A 24322-nucleotide genomic window follows, 5' to 3' on the forward strand; every position below is an offset into this window, starting at 1 on the left:
ATTGCGGTGTGCTATCCAACATCAATGCGTCTGCATGGACGCAATCGCGGGCAAGCGCGCTCCTACAGTGGGGCATTGCGTATTCGTGATCTGCACGCAAGAGTCATTTGGTCCGACAGCGGTTTTTCGCAAGGAAGCGCACGCCGATACTGGCTCCATCATTTACAGCCAATCGGGAGTCACCACATGAACATTTTCATTACCGGCGCCGCAGGTTTTATCGGTGGCTCCATCGCCACCGGTCTGGTCCAGAAAGGGCATCACGTCACTGGTCTGGTGCGCAACGCCGAGCAAGCGGATGAACTCAAGGCGCTGGGCATCGTTCCGGTCATCGGCACGCTGGACGATAAAACCATGCTGATTGAACAGGCGCGCAAGGCCGACGGTGTGATCAACGCCGCCAGCAGCGACCATCGCGGCGCGGTGGAGGCACTGATCGAAGGCCTGAAGGGTTCGAACAAACCCTTCCTGCACACCAGCGGTTCGAGCATCGTCGGCGACGCGTCGGGCGGCAAAGGCACCGACAGGATCTACTACGAAGACCAACTGCCTGCCGCCACGCCAGACAAGGCCGCCCGGGTGGCCATCGACGACCTGGTGCTCGCCGCCGCGAAAGAAGGTGTGCGTTCAGCGGTGCTGTGCAACACCCTGATCTACGGCCACAGCCTGGGCGTGAACCGCGACAGCGTGCAGTTGCCGCGTCTGGTGAAGCAGGCACGCAAGAGCGGCATCGTTCGTCACGTCGGCACCGGCGGCAACATCTGGTCCAACGTGCACATCAACGACGTGGTCGAGCTCTACGCGCTGGCGCTGGAAAAGAGCCCGGCCGGTACCTTCTATTTTGTCGAAAGCGGCGAAGCCTCGTTCCACGACATGAGCAATGCCATTGCCGAAGCGCTGGGCCTGGGCAAAGCGCAGGACTGGCCGCTCAAGGACGCCGAGACCGAGTGGGGCTACGAGATGGCCAATTACGGCCTGGGCTCCAACAGTCGCGTGCGCGGCAAGCATGCCCGCGAATTGCTGGGCTGGGTGCCGAAAACCACGTCCGTAATCGAGTGGATCAAGGGCGAGATGATCAAAGGCTGACACGGCCAGATGATAGCGCGCGGACAACGGCCACCTTCGGGTGGCCGTTTGCGTTCATGCGATACCTATTGACCTCACATCGTTTTGCGCGGGACGCTAGCGTGCTCAGCCGTTCGACAGATCAGCGCTCAGACCTCCCCCTGCCACACGCTGCCACCTTTGCTCATAAAGGACGCCCTATGCGAGTCGTGACCCTCAAGACCCTCACCTTGTCGATGATCTTCGCCGTCAGCTCCCCGGTGTATGCCGCCATCACGCTGGAGGGTGGGGCTGTTGCTTCCCCCGACCAGTACGGCGCTGACGTCGCTGCGCAAATCCTGAAAAAAGGCGGCAATGCCGTCGACGCCGCTGTCGCCACGGCCTTCACCTTGGCGGTGACGTATCCCGAGGCTGGGAATATCGGCGGCGGGGGCTTCATGACCCTGTTCATGAATGGCAAACCCTACTTCCTCGACTACCGCGAGACCGCGCCAAAAGCCGCCAGTCGCGACATGTATTTGGATGAAAAAGGCGACGTGATTCCCGGCATGAGCCTGGTCGGCGCCCGCGCTTCGGGTGTGCCGGGCACGGTGATGGGGTTGTGGGAGGCCCACAGAAAATTCGGCAAGCTGCCTTGGGCCGAGTTGCTGACGCCGGCCATCGGCTACGCGAAAAACGGCTTCACGGTGGCTGACAAGCAATACATGTACGGCGCCGAGGCGATCAAGCAACTCAACGGCAAAACCAATTTCGGCGACTATTTCGGCAACATGAAAAGCGGCGAAACCTTCCGCCAGCCTGAACTCGCCAAAACCCTGGAACGCATCGCCGACAAGGGGGCGGACGAGTTCTACCACGGTCAGACCGCTGACCTTCTGGTGGCGCAGATGCAGCACGACAACGGCCTGATCGCCAAGCAGGACCTGGCCGATTACAAGACCCTGTGGCGCAAGCCGCTGCATGTGAATTTCAACGGCAACACTCTCTATACCGCGCCGCTGCCCAGCTCCGGCGGTGTGGCGCTGGCGCAGTTGATCGGCATCAAGCAACAGCTGAGCGAGGACTTCAAAGGCGTGCCGCTCAATTCGGCGCGCTACATTCACCTGCTCGCAGAAATCGAAAAACGTGTGTTCGCCGACCGCGCCAATTATCTGGGTGACCCGGACTTTTCCAATCCACCGGTCAGCGAGTTGATCGATCAGGTCTACCTGGCCCAGCGCGCCAGTGAGGTCAACCCGACGGCCATTTCACCGACCGAAAAGGTCAAGGCCGGGCTTGAATCCCATCAGACCACGCACTTCTCCATCGTCGACGCCAAAGGCAACGCGGTCAGCAACACCTACACGCTGAACTGGGATTACGGCAGCGGTGTAGTGGTTTCGGGTGCAGGTTTTCTGATGAACGACGAGATGGACGACTTCAGCGCCAAACCCGGCGTGGCCAATGCCTTTGGCGTGGTCGGCGGCGACGCCAACGCCATCGAGCCTGGCAAGCGCATGCTGTCGTCGATGAGCCCGAGTCTGGTCACCCGCGATGGGGCGGTGACGCTGGTGCTGGGCACACCGGGCGGCTCGCGGATTTTCACCACCGTGTTTCAGGTGCTGAACAACCTGTATGACTTCCACCTGCCACTCAAAGACGCCGTGGCCGCACAACGGGTGCATCACCAGCTGTTGCCGAAGGACACGATCTTCACCGAGAAATTTGCGCCGCTGAGTGAAAAGACCGCTGATGAACTGAAGACGATGGGGTACACGCTGAAAGATCAGGGCTGGTCGATGGGCAACATTCAGGCGATCAGGATCGAGGGCTCGAAAGTCGAAACAGCGTCGGACCCAAGAGGGAGAGGCGTGGGGAGGGTGGTGAAGTGAGGCTGGCGGTGGCGCGCCCACTGTAGGAGCGCGCTTGCCCGCGATTGCGGTGTGTCATCCAACATCAATGTGTTTGGATGTATGTCATCGCGGGCAAGCGCGCTCCTACGAGGGCTGGTGTTGCTTAATGATGCTCGCGCGTCGCGCGGAAGTTGATATCCGGCCAGCGCTCTTCCATCAGGCTCAGGTTGACCCGCGTTGGCGCCAGGTAGGTCAGGTGACCGCCGCCGTCCATCGAAAGGTTTTCCACGGCCTTGTTCTCGAATTCCTCGAGCTTCTTCTTGTCGCCCGAATCGATCCAGCGCGCGGACCACACGGTGATCGGCTCGTAGGAGCATTCCACCTTGTATTCCTCTTTAAGGCGGCTGGCGACGACGTCGAACTGCAGCACACCGACGGCGCCGAGGATGATGTCGTTGCTGCGCAGCGGGAAGAACACCTGAGTGGCGCCTTCTTCGGCCAGCTGTTGCAGGCCCTGACGCAGCTGCTTGGATTTCAGCGGATCGCGCAGGCGAACGCGACGGAACAGTTCCGGGGCGAAGTGCGGGATGCCGGTAAAGCCCAACGCTTCGCCTTCGGTGAAGGTGTCGCCGATCTGGATCGTGCCGTGGTTGTGCAGACCGATGATGTCGCCGGCGTAGGCTTCTTCCAGCTGTTCACGCTCGCTGGAGAAGAACGTCAGGGCGTCGCCGATGCGCAGGTCCTTGCCGGTACGCACGTGGCGCATCTTCATGCCTTTGTCGTACTTGCCCGAACAAATGCGCATGAAAGCAATGCGGTCGCGGTGCTTGGGGTCCATGTTCGCCTGGATCTTGAAGATAAAGCCCGAGAACTTCTCTTCGACCGGCTCAACGGTGCGCTCGTTGGCAACCCGTGCCAGCGGCTTCGGCGCCCAGTCCACGACAGCGTCCAGCACGTGGTCGACACCGAAGTTGCCCAGCGCGGTCCCGAAGAACACCGGGGTCATGTGGCCGTCGAGGAATTCCTGCTCGTTGAACTCGTGGCAGGCACCTTGAACCAGTTCGAGCTGCTCGATGAAGCGCTCGTACTCGTCGCCCAGGTGCGCGCGGGCTTCGTCGGAGTCCAGCTTCTGGATGATCTTGGTCTCGGTGCGTTCATGGCCGTGACCCGGGGTGTAGACGATGATGTAGTCGCCCGCCAGGTGGTACACGCCCTTGAAGTCGCGGTAGCAGCCGATCGGCCAGGTGATTGGCGCGGCCTTGATCTTGAGGACCGCTTCGATTTCGTCCAGCAGCTCGATCGGGTCGCGGATGTCGCGGTCGAGTTTGTTGATGAAGCTGACGATCGGCGTGTCACGCAGACGGCAGACGTCCATCAGGGCGATGGTCCGCGGCTCGACGCCCTTACCGCCGTCGAGCACCATCAGCGCCGAGTCAACGGCGGTCAGGGTGCGATAGGTGTCTTCCGAGAAGTCTTCGTGACCCGGGGTGTCGAGCAGGTTGATCATGTGTTCGCGATAAGGGAACTGCATGACCGACGTGGTAATGGAAATACCCCGTTGCTTTTCCATCTCCATCCAGTCGGAGGTGGCATGGCGGTCGGACTTGCGGGACTTCACCGTACCGGCGACGGCAATCGCCTTGCCCATCAGCAAAAGCTTTTCGGTGATAGTGGTCTTACCGGCGTCGGGGTGAGAAATAATGGCGAAAGTGCGGCGTTTCGCGACTTCGGCGGCCTGTCTGGTCATGGGAAATCGCCCGAGAGGTGATTCAAAAAAGGGCGGCGATTATAGCCCAAACCAAGCGAATAACCGAACCGTTCAGTCGATAAAGGGTGGCCAAATAGCATCCCGCGTGGGAACCTTTGCGGTTGTGGAGACGTCCACTCCCTGGCTGCGCAAGTAGCTCTGCAAACTGCCAAGGGTCGCAAAATCAGCAAGTTAGCTTGACGAAGCTGCGCTCATGGCTCGTGTTTTCGCCGAGGTTAAACCCTTACCGGCGACCCACCCGCTGCTCTTCGCGAACGTTCGCCCATGGCCCGAAACGGCTGTCGAAGGCGAGGCGTTCGCCGACTGAAATAAGGAGTCCGCCCGTGGCTAATCGCTATGGCAAGGGGCTGATGGGAGGTACGATCGCTATCGTACTCCTGGCCCTGCTGATCCATTGGATCGGCATCGATACGCTCAAGCAGTATCAGGATGATCTGCTGTTTTATCTGCAAGCCCACGTGATGCTGGTACTGGCATCGATGCTCGCGGCACTGGTGGTCGGAATCCCGACCGGCATTGTCTTGAGCCGACCGAACATGGTTGGCCGCGCCGAACGTTTCATGCAGATCTTCAATATCGGTAACACCGTTCCTCCTCTCGCGGTTCTGGCCATTGCCCTGGGCGTCCTGGGTATCGGCAGTGGACCTGCGATCTTCGCGCTGTTCCTCGCCTCTCTGTTGCCCATCGTGCGCAACACCTACGAAGGCCTGAAAAACGTCCAGGGTTCTCTCAAGGAAGCTGCCACCGGCATCGGCATGACGCCCCGTCAGGTGTTATGGCGCGTCGAGCTGCCCAATGCCGTGCCGATCATCATCGGCGGCGTGCGTGTGGCGCTGGCGATCAACGTCGGCACCGCGCCGCTGGCCTTCCTGATCGGCGCCAACAGCCTCGGCAGCCTGATCTTCCCCGGCATCGCCCTGAACAATCAGCCGCAACTGGTGCTGGGCGCCGCGTGTACCGCGCTGCTGGCCCTGTTGCTCGATGGCGCCGTGACCCTGGCGAGTCGTCTTTGGCTGGAACGTGGCCTGGCTCGCTAACGGGCCGCGCAGAGAAAGGAATTCGCATGAAGACGTTATGCACATTAATAGTGGGCGCGGGCCTGTTGTTGTCCGGATTTGTCCAGGCCGCCGATGCCCCCGCCGAACGACCTGTCTTGCGCATCGGCGCGCGGGTCTTCACCGAGCAGACCATCCTCGCCGAGTTGACCGCGCAATACCTGCGCGACAAGGGCTATCAGGTGCAGATCACTGGCGGCCTGGGCAGCAACCTGGCGCGCAGCGCGCAGGAATCCGGCCAGTTGGACATGCTCTGGGAATACACCGGGGTGTCGCTGGTGGCCTACAACCATGTCGACGAAAAACTCGACAGCGAGCAGACCTACCAGCGGGTCAAGGAACTGGACGCGAAAAAGGGCCTGGTGTGGCTGTCGCCGTCGAAGTTCAACAACACCTATGCGCTGGCGCTGCCGGACAAGATCGCCCGCCAATACCCGCAGATCACCAACGTTTCAGGCCTGACGGCTGTGCTCAAGGATGAAGCGAAACAGGGTCATATCGTCGCGCTCGACACCGAGTTCGCCAACCGTTCCGACGGGCTGGTGGGGCTGGTCAAGCACTACGACATGAACTTGAGCCGCGAGAACACCCGCCAGATGGACGCGGGGCTGGTCTACACCGCGCTGCGTAACGGGCAGGTGTTCGCCGGGCTGGTCTACACCACCGACGGCCGTTTGAACGCCTTCAAACTCAAGGTGCTGGACGACGATAAACACTACTTCCCGGACTACACCGCCGCGCCAGTGATTCGCAAAGAGTACCTGGACAAGCACCCGCAACTGGCCGAGCAGCTCAAGCCGCTGGCCGCGCTGCTGGATAACCAGACCATGATCGATCTGAACGCGCGTATCGATGTCGATCACGAAAGCCCTACTGTCGTGGCCGCCGATTTCCTGCGCAGCCATCCGATCAATCCTTCCGCTGAAAGCGTACCGATCAGACAGACGCCAGTGGAAAAGCAAGAGGAGAAACTATGAGCTTCTTCAGCGCTTTCTCCCATCTGGACTGGAATCAGGTGTTTCACCTGACCCTGCAACACATCACCCTCGTCGGCATCGCAGTGACCCTGGCGATTCTGGTGGGCGTGCCGTTGGGCGTGGTCATGACCCGCTTCCCGGCGCTCGCTGGCCCGCTGCAAGCCAGTGCGACCGTGCTGCTGACGGTGCCGTCGATTGCCCTGTTCGGGCTGCTGCTGCCGTTCTACTCCAAGTTTGGCCAGGGCCTGGGACCGTTGCCTGCGATCACGGCGGTGTTCCTCTATTCGCTGCTGCCGATCATGCGTAACACGTATCTGGCACTGACCGGCGTCGAACCTGGCATTCGCGAAGCCGCCCGTGGCATCGGCATGACCTTCGGCCAGCGCCTGCGCATGGTCGAACTGCCCATTGCCGTGCCAGTGATCCTCGCTGGCGTACGCACCGCCGTGGTCATGAACATCGGCGTCATGACCATCGCCGCCACCATCGGTGCCGGTGGCCTGGGCGTACTCATCCTCGCCTCCATCAGCCGCAGCGACATGTCGATGCTCATCGTCGGCGCCGTATTGGTCAGCATTCTGGCCATTTTCGCTGACCTGCTTCTGCAATGGCTGCAACGCTCGCTGACTCCAAAAGGATTGCTCAAATGACTGCCAAGACCATGATCGAACTGCAAAACCTGTCCAAGACGTTCCAGAGCAACGGCAAGGAAGTCAAAGCCGTGGACTCCGTGAGCCTGACCGTCAACGAAGGCGAAATCTGCGTGTTCCTCGGCCCCTCGGGGTGTGGCAAAAGTACCACGCTGAAGATGATCAACCGCCTGATCATGCCGACCTCCGGCAAGGTGCTGATCAACGGCGAAGACACGACCCAACTGGACGAAGTGACCCTGCGCCGCAACATCGGCTATGTCATTCAGCAGATCGGCCTGTTCCCCAACATGACCATCGAAGAAAACATCGTGGTCGTGACCAAACTGCTCGGCTGGGACAAACAGAAATGCCACGACCGCGCCCGCGAGCTGATGAGCATGATCAAGCTGGAGCCCAAGCAGTACCTGCATCGCTATCCGCGTGAATTGTCGGGTGGTCAGCAACAGCGTATCGGCGTGATCCGCGCCCTGGCTGCCGACGCGCCGCTGCTGTTGATGGACGAGCCGTTCGGGGCGGTCGACCCGATCAACCGCGAGATGATCCAGAACGAGTTCTTCGAGATGCAGCGCGCGCTGAACAAGACCGTGATCATGGTCAGCCACGACATCGACGAGGCGATCAAACTGGGCGACAAGATCGCCATCTTCCGCGCCGGCAAGCTGCTGCAGATCGATCATCCGGACACGCTGCTGGCTCACCCGGCGGACGATTTCGTCAGCAATTTCGTCGGTCAGGACAGCACCCTCAAGCGCCTGCTGTTGGTGAAAGCCGAAGACGCCGCCGACAACGCGCCGAGCGTCAGCCCCCAAACCCCGGTGGCCGAGGCGCTGGAAGCCATGGACGAAAACGACCGCCGCTACGTGGTCGTCACCGACGCCGCCAACAAGGCCATGGGCTACGTACGTCGTCGCGACCTGCATCGTCAGACCGGCACCTGCGAGCAATACCTGCGCCCGTTCAACGCCACCGCCGCCTACGATGAACACTTGCGCATCCTGCTGTCGCGCATGTACGAGTTCAACCGCGCGTGGCTGCCGGTGCTGGATGCCGAGAATGTGTTTTTGGGTGAGGTGACCCAGGAGTCGATTGCGGCGTACCTGAGCTCGGGGCAATCGCGCGGGAAGAAGACCAGCATCGTTTCGCCAGCGCAAGCGGCGGAGCAGGCGTCGGTGTGATCTAACTCGATCAGCTGCATTTTCGCTGCCTGACCTTACGCCATCGCGAATGAATTCGCTCCCACAGGCAGATCGCATTCCGGCTGTGGGAGCGAATTCATTCGCGAAAAAGTCACTTGCGGGAACATCGTCCTGTCACATCGGTCGGTTACTACAGGATGATTCAACGAGCGCGCGTGCCCGTCTGGCAAAAACGGGCAGAAACGCGACATTTTTTGTTGATCTCCAGCCCCTCAGGTCCTAAAGTTCGCGCCGAACGTCCATGCTGGAAACGATCCATCCGGCTCAAGTACTGACGACGAGACAGCAAGGCCAAGGGAACCCGCGTCCCATGGCCTTTTTGCTTTCGGTCAACGGCCTTGGGAAGTAGGCGAACCAAAGTGGGGATACGGAGGACGTTCATGAGCATGCGCTCGCACCCATTGTTTTTTACCGTTTGCCAACAGGAGTCCCCCGCATGTCGATTCAGGTCGAAGATTATTTCGAGAAAAGCACCTTCGCTAAAATGAAGGCGTTCGCCGACAAGCAAGAAACCCCGTTCGTGCTCATCGACACCGCCATGATCAGTCAGGCCTACGATGACCTGCGTGCCGGTTTCGAATTCGCCAAGGTTTACTACGCGGTCAAGGCCAACCCGGCCGTCGAAATCATCGACCTGCTCAAAGAGAAAGGTTCGAGCTTCGACATCGCCTCGATCTACGAGCTGGACAAAGTGATGGACCGTGGCGTTGGCCCGGATCGCATCAGCTACGGCAACACCATCAAGAAGTCCAAGGACATCCGTTACTTCTATGAGAAGGGCGTGCGCCTGTACGCCACCGACTCCGAAGCCGACCTGCGCAACATCGCCAAGGCCGCGCCGGGTGCGAAAGTCTACGTGCGTATCCTCACCGAAGGCTCGACCACCGCTGACTGGCCGCTGTCGCGCAAATTCGGCTGCCAGACCGACATGGCCATGGACCTGCTGATCCTGGCCCGTGACCTGGGCCTGGTGCCTTACGGCATCTCCTTCCACGTGGGCTCGCAACAGCGCGACATCTCCGTGTGGGACGCCGCGATCGCCAAAGTGAAGGTGATCTTCGAGCGCCTGAAAGAAGAAGACGGCATCGAACTCAAGCTGATCAACATGGGTGGCGGCTTCCCGGCCAACTACATCACCCGCACCAACAGCCTGGAAACCTATGCCGAAGAAATCATCCGCTTCCTGAAAGAGGACTTCGGCGATGACCTGCCGGAAATCATCCTGGAGCCGGGCCGTTCGTTGATCGCCAACGCCGGTATTCTGGTCAGCGAAGTGGTACTGGTTGCGCGCAAGTCGCGTACCGCCGTCGAGCGTTGGGTTTACACCGATGTGGGCAAATTCTCCGGCCTGATCGAAACGATGGACGAAGCCATCAAATTCCCGATCTGGACCGAGAAGAAAGGCGAAGTCGAAGAAGTCGTGATCGCCGGCCCAACCTGCGACAGCGCCGACATCATGTACGAGAACTACAAGTACGGCCTGCCGCTGAACCTGGCCATCGGTGACCGCCTGTATTGGCTGTCGACCGGCGCGTACACCACCAGCTATAGCGCTGTAGAGTTTAACGGCTTCCCGCCGCTGAAATCGTTCTACATCTGAGCCTGACGCTGTAACGCATAAAGCCCGCGAGAAATCGCGGGCTTTTTTATGGACTGGTTTTATGGGATGGCAAGGTTTTATTAATAGCGTCTTAACGTTGTTTTAATTTCTCCGCTTTGGTGGTTGCTGCTTATTTATTTCCTGTGTGGTTGGGTCTTTTTCCTACGTTATGCGTCGGATTAAGGCAGGTATCCCAATGAGAGTTGCTCTGTTAGTTTGTGTCTGCCGCTCAAGTAAAGCGAGGCAAATAGGAGCGGAATTCATTGTAACGATCGATCAGGAAATTAATTATGCAACAGAAAGAAACTATACGTACACCCGCGTATACCCTGGACGAAATGTTAATGGCCAGTGGCAACTTCATGAAAGTGGCCAGCGCAGAGGAGGCGCAAGTTGCCCGTGACCCGGGGTTGATTCTGGCCACCGAAGATGCCCGACAGATTCGTGCCTATGTTCAAAGCGGCCTGGCACTGCCGACAAGCCTGGAACAGGTTCGCCAGCTGCTCGGCAATTACAGCAGCGGCATCAGCGGGTTGGCGCCGGAAGACATCCGCGATCTCTATGTAATGATTAACGCTCATTGCCAGACCTGGGCCCCGCTGGAGTCGGATATCCGCAAGGTCGGGAGCGATCTGTACGTGTTCTCTGACAGCCTGCTGGAGACCGCCGGGACCATCGTCGAGTTTGTTACCGGGCTTGAGTCATACCAGCGCCTGAAAGTCTCGGATCTCACGCCCGAACAGATCGACGCGCTGCCGCCCGTGGCGCTGGCTCCGGGTGACCAACCGCAGATCCCTGTACTGATGAGCTTTTTCGATGAGCTGACAACCCTCCTGCAACAGCACAGTGCTAGTACCACAAAGGTCAAGGCAGGCGTGGGCGAATTCAGGAAGACCCTGCGTGGCAGCATTGCTCCGGATGTCAGCCTGAAAGTACGGCTGTCCAACAGCGCTGACACCAGCCGCGAAGTCGCCCGGCTGAATGGCGAGCTGACGAGCCTGACCCAGCGGATCGACCAAAAGACCGCAGAGTATGGCGAGTACGTCAAATACGCGGTCATCGGTGTGTGGTGGGGCCCTATCGGCGCCGCTATAACGGGGTCGATTTTCGGAACGAAAGCCGAAAGAGTACGCAAGGAAAAGAATGAGTTAATCGAAACCAAGCGTCGCGTTGAAGAACAATTATTGAAACTGAACAAGTTGCTGGGGCTGTTGCGTATCCTGGAAACTAATCTTGAAGGTCTGGAGGGGCGAATCGATGGTGCAACCGTCGGGATCGCCGGGCTCGAAAGTATCTGGGTACTGCTTGATGAATTGGTCAAGTCTTCACAAAACCGAGTGGCGGGGCTGAGTAATGCAACTTATCTCGCCATTCTGGTCCTGCGTTTCAAGTTTGTCATTACGAGCTGGACCGATATCAAAAAGCAATCTTTCGACCTGTTAACCGCGTTCGATAAAGCCATCGAACGTTAATCATTCGGTTGCCTAATTTGTTAAATAAAATTCAGTGTGAGAACCGACATGCCTTACATCATGGATGCTCCCTTTCAAATACCCACCCCCGACATGGCTGCCTTTAACGACAGTCGTACTCAATTGCGACAAAAGGCGCTGGCATTGGGAGATATTTACTTGTCCCGGCTGCGCGAAAAGCTCCGCTCGTTGCTTCTCGACCTGAAGGTCGCTGACGCGCAGGGGCTCAATATTCTGACCATTACGCCCATCGTGCTCAAAACCGACGGTTTGCCCGAACTGATCAAGACCATCATGGATTTGCGCGAACAGACACCGGCGGCCTCAAGTGCCGTGCTCGCCGAGCTGACCCGGGAGTTGGAAGAGGACTCCCGCAACCGTATTTCCCACGTTGCCGACCACGTTGGCAGCCTGGACGACGCGTTGAGCAACCTCAGAGCGATTACCCTTGATGACGCCGACGCCGTGATCATTCGGTTGGAGGCCGAGATTGCTCCCGTCAGGGCCAAGGTTGAAGAAGAGGGCAAGCCACTTGTTGAGTTGCAGACGCAGGAAGCAGCCTTGAACAAACTGATTGCCGAGGTCGAATCCATCAGCCTGCTGGATCGTTTTAAACCCTTGGTGGAGTCGCTGACCAAGCTGCTTGAGATTGACCCGAAGAACCCGCTGGCGGGTTCGATCCGGGCCGGGCTTGAAGGCCTGAAAAATCAGCTTAACCTGAGCAGCGAGGCCGTCAGGTACAGCCACCTGATTTCACTCAGGGTTAAGTTGCAACGGGATCTGGATACGTTAACGCGCAGGCTGCGCGAGCTTCAGAGCGAAATCAGCGAGTCCGAACTCAGGATCGGGCAACTGAAGGCTTATCAGGGGCTGGCCGGGCATCAGCAGGTGTACATGCGAGAGGCCAGCATTATCGTTCAAGCGATCAGGGGTTTTGCGCAGCAGAACCAGTTCGACGCCAATGCGGATGTGGTCGAGCAAGTCAGCCGCTTCATCGAAAATGCCGCGACCATGACTGCGTACCTCAACGGTTTGCGTCGACAATGGCAGAGCTGATCCCTTCAGCCCTGAGCAAGGCTCAGGTTGCTCAGGCGCAGGGCATTCGACTCATGAAGGTCTGAGGCGTCCCCCAACTCCGCCGCGCGCTGGTGATACGCAATGGCCAGTGCGCGAATTTGCGGATGCGAGGATGACAGTAATGTCTTGCGACTGACCCGCAAGAAGTTCAGGTTGCCGATGCGCAAAGCGTTTTCAAACCAGACCAGCGCCTCATCGATCTGACCGTGGTCCGCCAGCACGGCGGCGTGGCTGAACTGCCCACGAAAATCTCCACCCTGGGCCGAGCGCCGATACCAGTCATGGGCGGCAGCCAGATCGCGCTCGCAGCACACGCCTTCTTCCAGGTAGCGCCCCAGCATGTTCATCGATTTGGCGTGACCCATTTGCGCGGCCTTGCGGTAGCAGGCCAGGGCGCGGGCCTGGTCCTTGTTCACGCCACGGCCGGTGGCCAGCAAGTTGCCGTAGTTGTAGAAGCCCCAGTCGAGCCCGGCTTCGGCGGCTTTGCGGTAAAACTGCGCAGCCTTGCCGGCATCGGGCTCGCAGCCCCAGCCATGTTCGTGGCAGCGTCCCGCCATGTTGGTGGCCATGGCATGGCCATTGCGCGCGGCGATCTGGAACCAGGTCAGTGCCAGCGCCGCGTCCTGTTCGATGCCGGTGCCGTCGAGGAGGATCTGACCCAGCAATGCCTGGGCGTCGACGATGTTTTCCTGCGCGGAAATGAGGATCGCCCGCGCAGCGCTAGCAGGATTCTCCTGAAGCATGTCACGCAGTTGTTGGCCGTCGAGTACATCTTCGCGTCGCAGCGTCCAGGTCATGATTCAGACCTCGACCCATTGGCGCAGCAGGTTGTGGTAGGTGCCGGTCAGCTGGATCAACGAAGGATGATCGGGCATGTCGCGGCTCAACTGCTGGATGGCGGCGTCCATTTCGAACAGCAGGGTGCGGTGGCCGTCGTCGCGCACCAGGCTCTGGGTCCAGAAAAATGAGGCATAGCGAGCGCCACGGGTCACGGCGTTGACCTTATGCAGGCTGGTGGCGGGGTAGAGCAGCATGTCGCCCGCTGGCAGCTTGACTTCGCGGGTGCCGAAGGTGTCCTGGATCACCAGTTCGCCGCCGTCATAGTCGTCGGGGTCGCTGAAGAACAGCGTCGAAGACAGGTCAGTGCGCACCCGTTCGATACTGCCTCGGGCCTGACGCACCGAGTTATCGATGTGGAAATCGAAACTGCCGCCGCCGGTGTAGCAGTTCACCAAGGGTGGAAACACCTTGTGGGGCAGCGCGGCGGACATGAACAGCGGGTTTTGCCACAGTCGTTCGAGCATCGCGGCGCCGATTTCCTTCGCCAGCGGATGACCCTCGGGAAGCTGCAGGTTGTGCTTGGCCTTGGCCGACTGATGCCCGGCCGTGATCTTGCCGTCCGCCCATTCGGTCTGTTCCAGGGCTTGGCGGATGCGCAGCACTTCCTCGCGGGTAAACAGGCCGGGAATGTGTAGGAGCATGGCGCAGCCACTCGGTATCGAAAAGGTAGCGAATGGTAGTGATTCTTATTGGCTATGTAAAACCCTGCGAGCGCGCGTGGACGGATGAGCGGGCAAAAACCGTAAAGCGGAATTGTAAAGATTGTAAGTTTTATGCGAATACAAATGATTCCCATCTATATTCCGCGGCCTCAAACATTCCTTGGGGAAGGAAACCACTATGTCGCGCCAGTCCTTACAACCGTCCGTCAGTTCACCACGGCTTCTCGCTTCGGCGATCGGCATGGCGGTCACTGCAATGTCCGCATCGCAACTGGCCCACGCCGCCGATGAAGCCGAAAAAACCAACGGCAACGCCATTTCGCTGGGCGCGACCAGCATCACCGGTGAGGCTCAGGAGTCCACCGACTACAAGACCGAGAAAAGCGCTTCGCAGAAATACACCGCGCCGCTGAAAGACACCCCGCGTTCGGTCACCGTGATTCCTCAGCAAGTGCTCAAGGACACCGCCGCCACCTCGCTGCAAGACGCACTGCGCACTGTACCGGGCATCACCTTTGGTGCCGGCGAAGGTGGCAACCCACAGGGTGACCGCCCGTTCATTCGTGGTTTCGACGCCCAGGGTGACACTTACATCGACGGCGTGCGTGACACCGGCGCCCAGAGCCGTGAAATCTTCGACATCGAATCGATCGAAGTGAGCAAGGGTCCGAACTCGGCCATCGGCGGTCGCGGCTCGGCGGGCGGCAGCATCAACCTGATCAGCAAACTGCCAAAAGCCAATGACTTCACCAACGGCGCGTTCACCTATGGCACCGATCAGACCCGTCGTTACACCCTGGACGTGAACCGCAAGTTCCTCGACACCGCAGCGTTCCGCCTGAACCTGATGAGCCACGAGCAGAACGTTGCCGGCCGCGACGCGATCAATTACGACCGTTGGGGCGTGGCACCGTCGGTGACCTTCGGCCTGGGCACCGAGAACCGCCTGAACCTGAGCTACTACCACGTTGAAGGCAATGACCTGCCGGATTCGGGCATTCCGTACGGCTACGGCTCGACATCCACCACCGCTGTTCACGTGCACGACAAGCCCACCGACGGTGGCAACAGCAACAACTTCTATGGCCTGAAAGACCGCGACTTCCGCAAGACCCGCAGCGACATCTCGACCATCAGCTTCGAGCATGACTTCAACGAAGACATGACGCTGAAAAGTACCTTCCGTCATGGCAACGTGGGTCAGGACTACATCCTCACCCAGCCGGACGACAGCCAGCATAACGTCAACGCCCGTGGCACCGTCTGGCGTCGGGCCAACGCCCGCGTCAGCACCACCGAAACCACGACCAACCAGACCGATCTGTTCGGTACGTTCCAGCTCGCGGGCTTCAAGAACAGCTACTCCACAGGCCTTGAGCTGACCCGTGAAGTGAGCAAGGTCAGCGGTTACACCTTCGCTAACCCAGCAAACACCAACCCGACCGCAGCTTCTCCGGGTGGCGTGGGCTGTCAGGTCGGTGAAGTCTACGGCGGTACCTGCACTTCGTTGAGCAACCCCAATCCCGACGACGATTACACCGGCACGATCGCCCGCAACTACAAAGGCACCAACACCATCGGTTTCACCCGCTCGCTGTATGCCTTCGACACCATCGAGCTGAACCCGCAGTGGCAGGTCAATCTGGGCGCGCGTTTCGACAGCTTCGACACCTCGGCCAAAACCGACAGCCTCACTGCTGCAACCACGCGCAGCAAGAACAACAGCAACTTCTGGAACTGGCAGGCGGGTGTCGTTTACAAGCCGGTTGAGAACGGCAGCATCTACACCTCGTTCGCCACATCGGCCACCCCGCCAGGCGGCATGCTCAATGAAGGGACTGACGGTAACGGCCTGATTGCTGACGGCGGCACACTGACCAGCGATCTGGAACCGGAAACCACCAAGAACTACGAAGTGGGCACCAAGTGGGACTTCCTCAACGAGCGCCTGTCGTTGACCGCGGCGGTGTTCCGTACCGAGAAAGAAAACACCCGCGTACTGGTCAGCACCAACACCTATCAGAACGCTGGCAAGTCCCGAGTCGACGGTGTGGAACTGACCGCCAGCGGCAAGCTCACCGATCAGTGGCAAGTGTTCGCCGGCTACAGCTACCTGGACAGCGAGCTGGTCAGTTCCGGCCTGGTGGGTCGTAACGGTGCCGTCACTGCGGGCGCGGCCTCGCAGGATGGCAATGAAATGCCCAACACCGCCAAGCACAGCGCCAGCCTGTGGACCACCTATGACATCACGCCGAAGCTGACCATTGGCGGTGGCGCGTTCTACGTTGGTCAGGTCTGGGGTGACACTGCCAACACCGTGTACGTGCCGTCCTACACCCGTTACGACGCCATGGCTTCGTACAAGCTGACCAAGAACATCGACCTGCAACTGAACGTGCAGAACCTCACTGACAAGACCTACTACGACAAAGCCTACGCGGCGCATTTCGCCAATCAGGCAGCCGGTCGTACCGCCTTGCTGACTACCGCTTTCCACTTCTGATCAACGAAGCGGATCGGCAAGCCCCACCTGCCTCTGGCGGGTGGGGCTTTTGTGTGTCGAGCGAATGATGGTTTTCGCATGGCTTGCGGACGTTGAACCTGTGGGAGCGAATTCATTCGCGAGGCGGTGGGACTGGCGGTAGAGATGTATCGCCTGTCCCGCCCTCTCGCGAATGAATTCGCTCCCACAGGGTTAGTGTCGTCGTTGAAATTGGGGTTAACGCAGATTTTTGTGTCCAGCCTGAAACCTAATAAAGAATCAGCCACGCATGAGAATGCATTCCGTTTGTGCGCATAATGCGCGTCGCAGCGGGTTATCGAGGTGATTGAGGGTGTTGAAGAAAGTCCTGTTTCAAGTGCATTGGTTCTTCGGGATCACAGCGGGTCTAGTGCTGGCTCTGATGGGCATCACCGGCGCGCTGTATTCGTTCGGGGACGAAATCATGGATGCGCTCAACCCCGACGCGTTGTTCGTGCAGCCCCGCGAGCATCAGCTGTCGTTGACCGAAATGGTCAGCAAACTCCAAGCCCAGGGCAATGACACCGTCTCGATGTTTCGTATCGAAGTCGACGGCGACCGTGCCGCGCAGGTCTGGTTCAAGCCGCCACCGGGCGAGCGCCGCGGCCAGATGCACAACTTCGATCCGTACACCGGCGAATTCAAGCCCGATGCTGCCGGTCAGGACTTCTTTGGCTTCGTGCTCAACCTGCACCGCTTTCTGGCCGCGGGCGAATACGGCAAGCAAGTGACGGCAGCGTGCACGCTGATTCTGGTGTTCTTCTGTCTGTCCGGCCTGTATCTGCGCTGGCCGCGTCAGGCTTTGAACTGGCGTGTATGGCTGACCCTGGATTGGGCGAAGAAGGGCCGCAGTTTCAACTGGGACCTGCACTCGGTGTTTGGCACCTGGTGCCTGATCGTCTACCTGCTGCTGGCGGTCACTGGCCTGAACTGGTCTTACGACTGGTTCAACAACGGCATGAACAAACTGATCGGCGACCCTCCCGTGGCAGGCGAACAACGGCGGGGGGGCGGTGGCCCGCGTCCAGGCGCTGGCGGCCCCCGCGATGCCGTGCCTCAAGCCGAGGTCGCTTTTGACTACGCCGCTATCTGGGAGACCATCGACAAAACCGCCGGTCCTGACCTCAAAAGCTACAACCTGCGCCTGCCTCAAGCGCCGGGGCAGATGGCAACGGTCTACTACATCCTCAAGAACTCGCCGCACCCTCGCGCGCTGAACCAGATCACCCTCGACCCGGCAAACGGCAAGCTCAAGGCCGTTTCGCGCTACAGCGAGAAGGGCTATGGCGCGCAGCTGCTGGTCAGCAACTATTCGCTGCACACCGGCAGCTACTGGGGTATGACCGGCCGCATCGTCATCACCGTGGCGGCGGCGCTGATGCCGCTGTTCTTCATTACCGGATGGCTGCTGTATCTGGATCGTCGTCGCAAGAAGCGCGAGATCCGCAATGCCCGGGGTGAGGTCGCGGTTTCCACCCCAAGCCACTACGGCAGCCAAGGCCCGGCGTGGCTGATCGGCTTCGCCAGCCAGAGCGGGTTCGCCGAGCAACTGGCCTGGCAGACCGCCGGCCAATTGCAGTCGGCAGGGTTGCCCGTGCGCGTGCAGCGCCTTGCAGACATGACCGAGCAGGACCTCAATCAGAGCCGCAACGCGTTATTCGTGGTGAGCACCTTCGGCGATGGCGAGGCACCGGACAGCGCTCGAGGCTTCGAGCGTAAATTGCTGGGGCGCCCGCTGTCGCTGGAAAACCTCAACTACGCCGTGTTGGGCCTGGGCGATCGCCAGTACCAACACTTCTGCGGCTTCGCCCAGCGCCTGCACGGCTGGCTCAGCGAGCGCGGCGGCAGCACGCTGTTCGCCCCGGTTGAAGTGGACAGCGGCGACAGCGTCGCGCTGCAACACTGGCAGCAGCAACTGGGCGAATTGACCGGCTCGACCCCGGCCAGCCCCTGGAAGGCGCCGGAATACGAGAACTGGGTTCTGGCCCAGCGAGACTGGCTGAACCCGAACAGCGTCGGCTCGAAGGTGTTTTTGCTCGGTTTGATTTCTGACGCTGACACGCGCTGGCAAGCCGGTGACCTGATCGAAATGCTGCCTCGCAACGCGTCATTTGCCGTGGAGCAATTCATTGCCGGGCTGGGCATCGCCGCCGACACTCAAGTGACGGTCGACGGTCTCAACGAAACCCTCGCTCAGGCGCTGAGCAACCGTCAGTTGCCCGCCAACCGCAGCCATCTGGTGGGGTTGCATGCGCAGGCGCTGGTCGATGCGCTGGTGCCGCTGGCGATGCGTGAGTATTCCATTGCATCGATGCCCGAGGACGGTTCGCTGCAATTGATCGTGCGTCAGGAGCTGCACCCGGATGGCAGCCTGGGCCTGGGTTCGGGCTGGCTGACCGAGCATGCTGCGGTGGGCGACGGGATCAGCCTGCGTATTCGGCGCAACAGCAGTTTCCATCTGCCGAGCGAGCCTGCGCCGATAATTCTGATCGGCAACGGTACGGGGCTGGCAGGGCTGCGCAGTCTGCTCAAGGCACGGATCGCTCAGGGCGAGCCGCGTAACTGGCTGCTGTTTGGCGAGCGTAATCTGGCCCACGATTTCCACTGTGGTGATGAGCTTCAGGGCTGGTTGGCGTCGGGAGATCTGGCGCGGCTGGACCTCGCGTTTTCTCGCGATCAGGCGCAGAAGGTGTATGTCCAGGATCGCCTGCGCGATGCGGCCGATGAGTTGCGGCTCTGGGTGGAAGAGGGCGCTGCGATCTATGTCTGCGGGAGTCTTGAGGGGATGGCGACTGGCGTGGATTCGGTGCTGGTTGAGGTGCTTGGTGCTCAACGCGTAGAGGCGTTGATCGAGCAAGGGCGGTATCGGCGAGATGTTTATTGAGTTGTTATTGGGTTTGGCGTGCTTATCCATTGCTTCGGTGTTCCCTCACACAGGCGATGCTCCGTGGGCCCGCCGCCATCCGCCATCCATGGCGGGGCGGCTCTCGCGGCATCCCTGCCGCTCGGCCCACTGCGCATCGCCTGCGTTCGGCCTGCACCCAAGTCGCGTTCTGCGGCGTCTGATCAATCGCGTGGGAAGATCAAGATCAAAAGCAGGTGCAGGTGCAAATTCTCGCTATGCATGCAATTCCCCTGTGGGAGCGAATTCATTCGCGAGAGGGCGTACATCCGATAGAAATGTGTGGAATGTCCAACCGCCTCGCGAATGAATTCGCTCCCACAGGGAATCTCCAGCACGGCGTATTTCTGCTTTCTATCTTTATGCGCGATAGATCAGGCGACACCCATCGCGACTTGGGTGCAGGCTGAACGCAGGTGGCGCGCAGTGGGTCAAGCGCCATGGATGCCGCGAGAGCGCCGCAAGGACATGGATGTCCGTTCGGCGCGGGCCCACGGAGCGTCGCCTTCGTTACGGAACCTGAGGAACGAGGGCCAAGCCAGGAGCAGGACACTTGGTTACTTGGTGTCTTTTCAAGTAACTCGCCGGAGGCGAAACGCTTCTGCCGTTAGGCAGAACCTCTGAAAACGGATACACACAACCAAAAAACCACCCATAAAAAAGCCCCGCCAAAGCGGGGCCCTTGCATTTCAGACAAACCATCAAGCCACAAACTGCTCCGCATAGTGGCAAGCCACCTGCCGGTTATCCACAGCCCGCAACTCCGGAATCTCATTGCTGCACCGCTCGGTCGCATACGGGCAGCGCTTGTGGAAAGCACACCCCGAAGGCGGATTCAGCGGGTTAGGCAACTCACCGACAATCTTGATCTTCGGTTTCAACGGATCCGGATGGATCGCCGGTGTCGCCGACAGCAACGCCTGGGTGTACGGGTGCAGCGGACGGCTGTAGATCTCATCCTTGGGCCCCATCTCCGCTGGACGCCCCAGGTACATTACCAGCACGCTGTCCGCCACATGCCGCACCACCGCCAGGTTGTGCGAGATGAACACATAACCGGTGTTGAACTCCTGCTGCATGTCCATGAACAGGTTCAGCACCTGTGCCTGGATCGACACGTCCAGCGCCGAGGTCGGCTCATCCGCTACCAGCACCTTGGGTTGCAGCATCATCGCGCGCGCCAGGGCGATACGCTGACGCTGACCGCCGGAGAACATGTGCGGGTAACGCTGGTAATGCTCGGGACGCAAGCCCACCTGACGGATCATCGCCTGGACCTTTTCGCGGCGTTCGGCGGCGGACAGGCTGGTGTTGATCAGCAGCGGTTCAGCCAGTTGGTCACCGATCTTCTGCCGCGGGTTGAGCGAGGCGTAAGGGCTCTGAAACACCATCTGCACGTCTTTGCGCAGTTGCTTGCGCTGGGCTTTGGTTGCGCCGGTGACTTCTTGCCCCGCGATCTTCAGCGAGCCGGACGACGGCTCTTCGATCAGCGTCAAGGCGCGGGCGAGGGTGGATTTGCCGCAGCCGGATTCACCGACCACTGCCAGCGTCTTGCCGGCTTCCAGCTCGAAGGACACGCCGTTGAGGGCGCGCACGGTTGCGTGGGGCTTGAACAGACCCTGGGATACATCGTAGTGACGGGTAAGGTCACGGGCGGTCAGTACGATTTCGCTCATCACGCCACCTCCTGATTCAGCGGATAGAAGCAGCGCACCAGACCGTGGACTTGTGGATCCAGGGAAGGACGCTGTTGGCGGCATTTTTCTTGAACGTACGGGCAGCGTGGCGACAGCAGGCAGCCGCTCGGACGGTCGTAGCGACCGGGAACGATACCCGGCAGGGTGGCCAGACGCTCGGCGCCCATGCTGTGCTCGGGGATTGCAGCCAGCAACGCTTCGCTGTACGGGTGCGCTGGCACGTCGAACAGGCCAGGGACCTGACCGACCTCAACCGCCTGGCCTGCGTACATCACGCACACGCGCTGGGCGGTTTCGGCCACTACGGCCAGGTCGTGGGTAATGAGCACCAGGCCCATGTCCTGCTCTTTTTGCAGGGCCAGCAGCAGGTCCATGATCTGCGCCTGAATGGTCACGTCCAGCGCCGTGGTCGGTTCGTCGGCGATCAGCAGTTTCGGCTCGCCGGCGATGGCCATGGCGATCGCGACGCGCTGGCTCATGCCGCCGGACAGTTGATGCGGATAGGCTTCCAGTCGCTGGGCAGCGCCCGGAATCTCGACCTTCTGCAGCAGCTCAAGCGCGCGCTGGTGAGCGGCCTTGCCTTTGAGGCCCAGGTGCTGCTTGAGGACTTCCTTGATCTGGAAACCCACGGTGTAACTGGGGTTCAGCGCGGTCATCGGGTCCTGGAAGACCATCGACAGATCCTTGCCGACGATCTGCCGACGCTGGCGCGCGCTCAGTTTGAGCATGTCCTTGCCGTCGAAGCTCAGGGCGTCGGCGGTGACGATGCCGGGATGATCGATCAGGCCCATCAGGGCCATCATGGTCACGGATTTACCCGAACCCGACTCGCCCACGATGGCCAGGACTTCGCCTTTGTCCACGCTCAGGCTCAGGCCGTCGACGACCGGAGTGGCAGTGGCATCGCCGAAACGAACGTTCAGATTCTTGATGTCTAGTAATGGCATTCTGGCGTCCTCAGGCGGCGTTCTTGAGTTTCGGGTCCAGCGCATCGCGCAGACCGTCGCCCATCAGGTTGATTGCCAGCACGCTGAGCAAAATGGTCAGGCCGGGCAGACTCACCACCCACCAGGCGCGTTCGATGTAGTCGCGGGCCGAAGCGAGCATGGTGCCCCACTCAGGCGTCGGCGGTTGTACACCCAGACCCAGGAAGCCCAGCGCCGCAGCGTCGAGGATTGCCGAGGAGAAACTCAAGGTGGCCTGAACGATCAGCGGCGCCATGCAGTTGGGCAGCACGGTGATGAACATCAGGCGCGGCAGGGTGGCGCCAGCCAGACGGGCAGCGGTCACGTAGTCGCGGTTCAGTTCGCCCATGACCGCAGCGCGGGTCAGACGCACATAGGACGGCAGCGACACGATGGCGATGGCGATCACCGTGTTGATCAGGCCAGGGCCGAGGATCGCGACGATGGCCACAGCCAGCAGCAGCGAAGGAAGGGCCAGCATGATGTCCATCAAACGCATGATGGTCGGGCCGAGGATTTTCGGGAAGAAACCGGCCAGCAGGCCCATCAGGATGCCCGGAATCAGCGACATCACCACCGAGGACAAACCGATCAGCAGCGACAGGCGCGAACCCTGTATCAGGCGGGACAGCAGATCGCGGCCCAGCTCGTCAGTGCCCAGCAGGAACTGCCACTGGCCGCCTTCGAGCCACACCGGTGGGGTCAGCAGGAAGTCGCGGTACTGCTCGCTCGGGTCATGGGGCGCAACCCACGGGGCGAAGATTGCGCAGAACACGATCAGCGCCATGAAGGCCAGACCGGCCACGGCGCCCTTGTTCTTCGAAAAATGCTGCCAGAACTCTTTGTAGACAGAGGGGTACAGCAGGCTTTGATCGACTGCTGTTACAGGAACAGGTGTATTCATGGTCGTGATCTCAGCGCTGGTGACGAATGCGTGGGTTGGCGAAGCCGTAGAGGATGTCCACCACGAAGTTCACCAGAATCACCAGGCAGGCGATTAGCAGGATGCCGTTCTGCACGACAGGGTAGTCACGGGCGCCGATGGCTTCGATCAGCCACTTGCCGATACCCGGCCAGGAGAAGATCGTTTCGGTCAGCACGGCACCGGCCAGCAGGGTGCCCACTTGCAGGCCGAACACGGTCAGGACCGGGATCAGCGCGTTGCGCAGGCCATGCACGAACACCACTCGGGCAGGCGACAGGCCTTTGGCACGGGCGGTACGCACGTAGTCTTCACGCAGCACTTCGAGCATCGAGGAGCGAGTCATCCGGGCGATCACCGCCAGCGGGATGGTGCCCAGCACGATGGCTGGCAGGATCAGGTGACGCAGGGCATCGATGAACGAGCCTTCTTCGTCGCTGAGCAGGGTGTCGATCAGCATGAAGCCGGTTTTCGGTTCGATGTCGTACAAAAGGTCGATTCGACCCGATACCGGGGTCCAGCCCAGCGATACCGAGAAGAACATGATCAGGATCAGGCCCCACCAGAAAATCGGCATCGAGTAGCCCGCAAGCGAGATACCCATCACCCCATGGTCGAACAGGGACCCTCGTCGCAAGGCCGCAATGACCCCGGCCAGAAGCCCGATGATGCCAGCGAATATCAGCGCCGCAATCGACAGTTCCAGTGTCGCAGGGAACAGCGATGTGAATTCGGTCCACACGCTCGTGCGCGTCCGCAGCGACTCGCCCAGGTCGCCATGGGCGAGCTTGCCGACGTAGTCGATGTATTGCGCATAAAGGGGTTTGTTCAGGCCAAGGCGTTCCATGGCTTGGGCGTGCATTTGCGGATCGACCCGGCGTTCACCCATCATGACTTCGACCGGGTCGCCCGGAATCAGGCGAATCAGTGCGAAGGTCAGCAAGGTGATGCCGAAGAAGGTGGGTATCAGTAACCCCACTCGGCGAGCGATAAAACTAAACATCTTCTCGTGTACCTCATCTGCCGGTTAGGCGTGTCCCGACGGGTCGAAACGTCCTGACACTCGGTGATGCTGCGTTGAAAACAGCCTCGGAATGCTCATTTACAAACTCGTAGAC

18 protein-coding genes are annotated in these 24322 nt (G+C 60.1%); 11 read left to right on the plus strand and 7 right to left on the minus strand.

The features are described 5' to 3' along the window. Positions 1–186 precede the first annotated feature (186 nt). Both AC07V9_RS09380 and ggt read left to right on the plus strand, forming a co-directional pair. The gene (locus AC07V9_RS09380; protein ID WP_495015449.1) at positions 187–1086 is read left to right on the plus strand and encodes an NAD-dependent epimerase/dehydratase family protein; all 900 of its coding nucleotides are present in this window, start codon (positions 187–189) and stop codon (positions 1084–1086) included. 179 nt (positions 1087–1265) lie between these two features. Next, positions 1266–2936, plus strand: a complete 1671-nt coding sequence (gene ggt / locus AC07V9_RS09385; RefSeq protein WP_495015450.1) for a gamma-glutamyltransferase — start codon at positions 1266–1268, stop codon at positions 2934–2936. Positions 2937–3060: 124 nt separating this feature from the next. On the opposite strand, the gene AC07V9_RS09390 is transcribed toward ggt, so the two are convergent. Then, positions 3061–4644, minus strand: coding sequence for a peptide chain release factor 3 (locus AC07V9_RS09390; protein WP_495015451.1), 1584 nt, complete (start codon positions 4642–4644; stop codon positions 3061–3063). A 344-nt stretch (positions 4645–4988) separates the two neighbouring features. On the opposite strand from AC07V9_RS09390, the gene AC07V9_RS09395 reads away from it, so the two are divergent. The 7 genes from AC07V9_RS09395 to AC07V9_RS09425 all read left to right on the plus strand — a co-directional run bounded on the left by AC07V9_RS09395 (position 4989) and on the right by AC07V9_RS09425 (position 12674). Further along, positions 4989–5702, plus strand: a complete 714-nt coding sequence (locus AC07V9_RS09395) for an ABC transporter permease (protein WP_495015452.1) — start codon at positions 4989–4991, stop codon at positions 5700–5702. Between the two features lie 26 nt (positions 5703–5728). Then, positions 5729–6697, plus strand: coding sequence for a glycine betaine ABC transporter substrate-binding protein (locus AC07V9_RS09400; RefSeq protein ID WP_495015453.1), 969 nt, complete (start codon positions 5729–5731; stop codon positions 6695–6697). Beyond that, entirely contained in the window at positions 6694–7347 is a 654-nt protein-coding gene (locus AC07V9_RS09405) for an ABC transporter permease (RefSeq protein ID WP_166593761.1), read from the plus strand. The genes AC07V9_RS09400 and AC07V9_RS09405 overlap by 4 nt, the downstream gene beginning before the upstream one ends. 11 nt (positions 7348–7358) lie before the next feature. Continuing rightward, positions 7359–8525, plus strand: a complete 1167-nt coding sequence (locus tag AC07V9_RS09410) for an osmoprotectant ABC transporter ATP-binding protein OsmV (protein ID WP_495015783.1) — start codon at positions 7359–7361, stop codon at positions 8523–8525. A gap of 457 nt (positions 8526–8982) precedes the next feature. Continuing rightward, positions 8983–10146 (plus strand): type III PLP-dependent enzyme, encoded by a 1164-nt coding sequence (locus AC07V9_RS09415; protein WP_495015454.1) that lies wholly within the window; start codon positions 8983–8985, stop codon positions 10144–10146. A gap of 290 nt (positions 10147–10436) precedes the next feature. Then, on the plus strand, positions 10437–11618 hold the full coding sequence (locus tag AC07V9_RS09420; RefSeq protein WP_495015455.1) for an alpha-xenorhabdolysin family binary toxin subunit A: 1182 nt from the start codon (positions 10437–10439) through the stop codon (positions 11616–11618). Positions 11619–11666: 48 nt separating this feature from the next. Beyond that, positions 11667–12674, plus strand: coding sequence for an alpha-xenorhabdolysin family binary toxin subunit B (locus AC07V9_RS09425; protein WP_495015456.1), 1008 nt, complete (start codon positions 11667–11669; stop codon positions 12672–12674). Positions 12675–12679: 5 nt separating this feature from the next. Here the strand turns inward: AC07V9_RS09425 and AC07V9_RS09430 are convergent, their stop codons facing one another. Then, positions 12680–13492, minus strand: coding sequence for a tetratricopeptide repeat protein (locus AC07V9_RS09430; RefSeq protein ID WP_495015457.1), 813 nt, complete (start codon positions 13490–13492; stop codon positions 12680–12682). 3 nt (positions 13493–13495) lie between these two features. Continuing rightward, the gene (locus AC07V9_RS09435; protein ID WP_495015458.1) at positions 13496–14176 is read right to left on the minus strand and encodes a Fe2+-dependent dioxygenase; all 681 of its coding nucleotides are present in this window, start codon (positions 14174–14176) and stop codon (positions 13496–13498) included. Between the two features lie 199 nt (positions 14177–14375). Here AC07V9_RS09435 and AC07V9_RS09440 point away from each other — a divergent pair, with 199 nt between their 5' ends. Then, entirely contained in the window at positions 14376–16700 is a 2325-nt protein-coding gene (locus tag AC07V9_RS09440; protein WP_495015459.1) for a TonB-dependent receptor, read from the plus strand. A 334-nt stretch (positions 16701–17034) separates the two neighbouring features. Next, a complete protein-coding gene (locus AC07V9_RS09445) occupies positions 17035–19602 on the plus strand; it encodes a PepSY domain-containing protein (protein ID WP_495015784.1) in 2568 nt (855 codons plus the stop codon). Positions 19603–20321: 719 nt separating this feature from the next. On the opposite strand, the gene AC07V9_RS09450 is transcribed toward AC07V9_RS09445, so the two are convergent. The 4 genes from AC07V9_RS09450 to AC07V9_RS09465 are packed head-to-tail and all read right to left on the minus strand — an operon-like array spanning position 20322 to position 24207. Further along, positions 20322–21296, minus strand: coding sequence for a peptide ABC transporter ATP-binding protein (locus AC07V9_RS09450; protein WP_495015460.1), 975 nt, complete (start codon positions 21294–21296; stop codon positions 20322–20324). After that, complete coding sequence (locus AC07V9_RS09455) at positions 21296–22264, minus strand: ABC transporter ATP-binding protein (protein WP_495015461.1); 969 nt, start codon at positions 22262–22264, stop codon at positions 21296–21298. The genes AC07V9_RS09450 and AC07V9_RS09455 overlap by 1 nt, the downstream gene beginning before the upstream one ends. Before the next feature lie 10 nt (positions 22265–22274). Continuing rightward, on the minus strand, positions 22275–23186 hold the full coding sequence (locus AC07V9_RS09460; protein ID WP_495015462.1) for an ABC transporter permease subunit: 912 nt from the start codon (positions 23184–23186) through the stop codon (positions 22275–22277). Positions 23187–23196: 10 nt separating this feature from the next. Next, entirely contained in the window at positions 23197–24207 is a 1011-nt protein-coding gene (locus tag AC07V9_RS09465; RefSeq protein ID WP_495015463.1) for an ABC transporter permease subunit, read from the minus strand. Positions 24208–24322 lie beyond the last annotated feature (115 nt).

It is taken from the genome of Pseudomonas sp. GW821-FHT02A11, assembly GCF_059421985.1.

What these genes read in the sequence shown, in the direction of transcription:
- AC07V9_RS09380 (WP_495015449.1), top strand. Translation starts at nt 187, where the DNA reads ATGAACATTTTCATTACCGGCGCCGCAGGTTTTATCGGTGGCTCCATC.
- ggt (WP_495015450.1), top strand. Translation starts at nt 1,266, where the DNA reads ATGCGAGTCGTGACCCTCAAGACCCTCACCTTGTCGATGATCTTCGCC.
- AC07V9_RS09390 (WP_495015451.1), bottom strand. Translation starts at nt 4,644, where the DNA reads ATGACCAGACAGGCCGCCGAAGTCGCGAAACGCCGCACTTTCGCCATT.
- AC07V9_RS09400 (WP_495015453.1), top strand. Translation starts at nt 5,729, where the DNA reads ATGAAGACGTTATGCACATTAATAGTGGGCGCGGGCCTGTTGTTGTCC.
- AC07V9_RS09405 (WP_166593761.1), top strand. Translation starts at nt 6,694, where the DNA reads ATGAGCTTCTTCAGCGCTTTCTCCCATCTGGACTGGAATCAGGTGTTT.
- AC07V9_RS09410 (WP_495015783.1), top strand. Translation starts at nt 7,359, where the DNA reads ATGATCGAACTGCAAAACCTGTCCAAGACGTTCCAGAGCAACGGCAAG.
- AC07V9_RS09415 (WP_495015454.1), top strand. Translation starts at nt 8,983, where the DNA reads ATGTCGATTCAGGTCGAAGATTATTTCGAGAAAAGCACCTTCGCTAAA.
- AC07V9_RS09420 (WP_495015455.1), top strand. Translation starts at nt 10,437, where the DNA reads ATGCAACAGAAAGAAACTATACGTACACCCGCGTATACCCTGGACGAA.
- AC07V9_RS09425 (WP_495015456.1), top strand. Translation starts at nt 11,667, where the DNA reads ATGCCTTACATCATGGATGCTCCCTTTCAAATACCCACCCCCGACATG.
- AC07V9_RS09430 (WP_495015457.1), bottom strand. Translation starts at nt 13,492, where the DNA reads ATGACCTGGACGCTGCGACGCGAAGATGTACTCGACGGCCAACAACTG.
- AC07V9_RS09435 (WP_495015458.1), bottom strand. Translation starts at nt 14,176, where the DNA reads ATGCTCCTACACATTCCCGGCCTGTTTACCCGCGAGGAAGTGCTGCGC.
- AC07V9_RS09440 (WP_495015459.1), top strand. Translation starts at nt 14,376, where the DNA reads ATGTCGCGCCAGTCCTTACAACCGTCCGTCAGTTCACCACGGCTTCTC.
- AC07V9_RS09450 (WP_495015460.1), bottom strand. Translation starts at nt 21,296, where the DNA reads ATGAGCGAAATCGTACTGACCGCCCGTGACCTTACCCGTCACTACGAT.
- AC07V9_RS09455 (WP_495015461.1), bottom strand. Translation starts at nt 22,264, where the DNA reads ATGCCATTACTAGACATCAAGAATCTGAACGTTCGTTTCGGCGATGCC.
- AC07V9_RS09460 (WP_495015462.1), bottom strand. Translation starts at nt 23,186, where the DNA reads ATGAATACACCTGTTCCTGTAACAGCAGTCGATCAAAGCCTGCTGTAC.
- AC07V9_RS09465 (WP_495015463.1), bottom strand. Translation starts at nt 24,207, where the DNA reads ATGTTTAGTTTTATCGCTCGCCGAGTGGGGTTACTGATACCCACCTTC.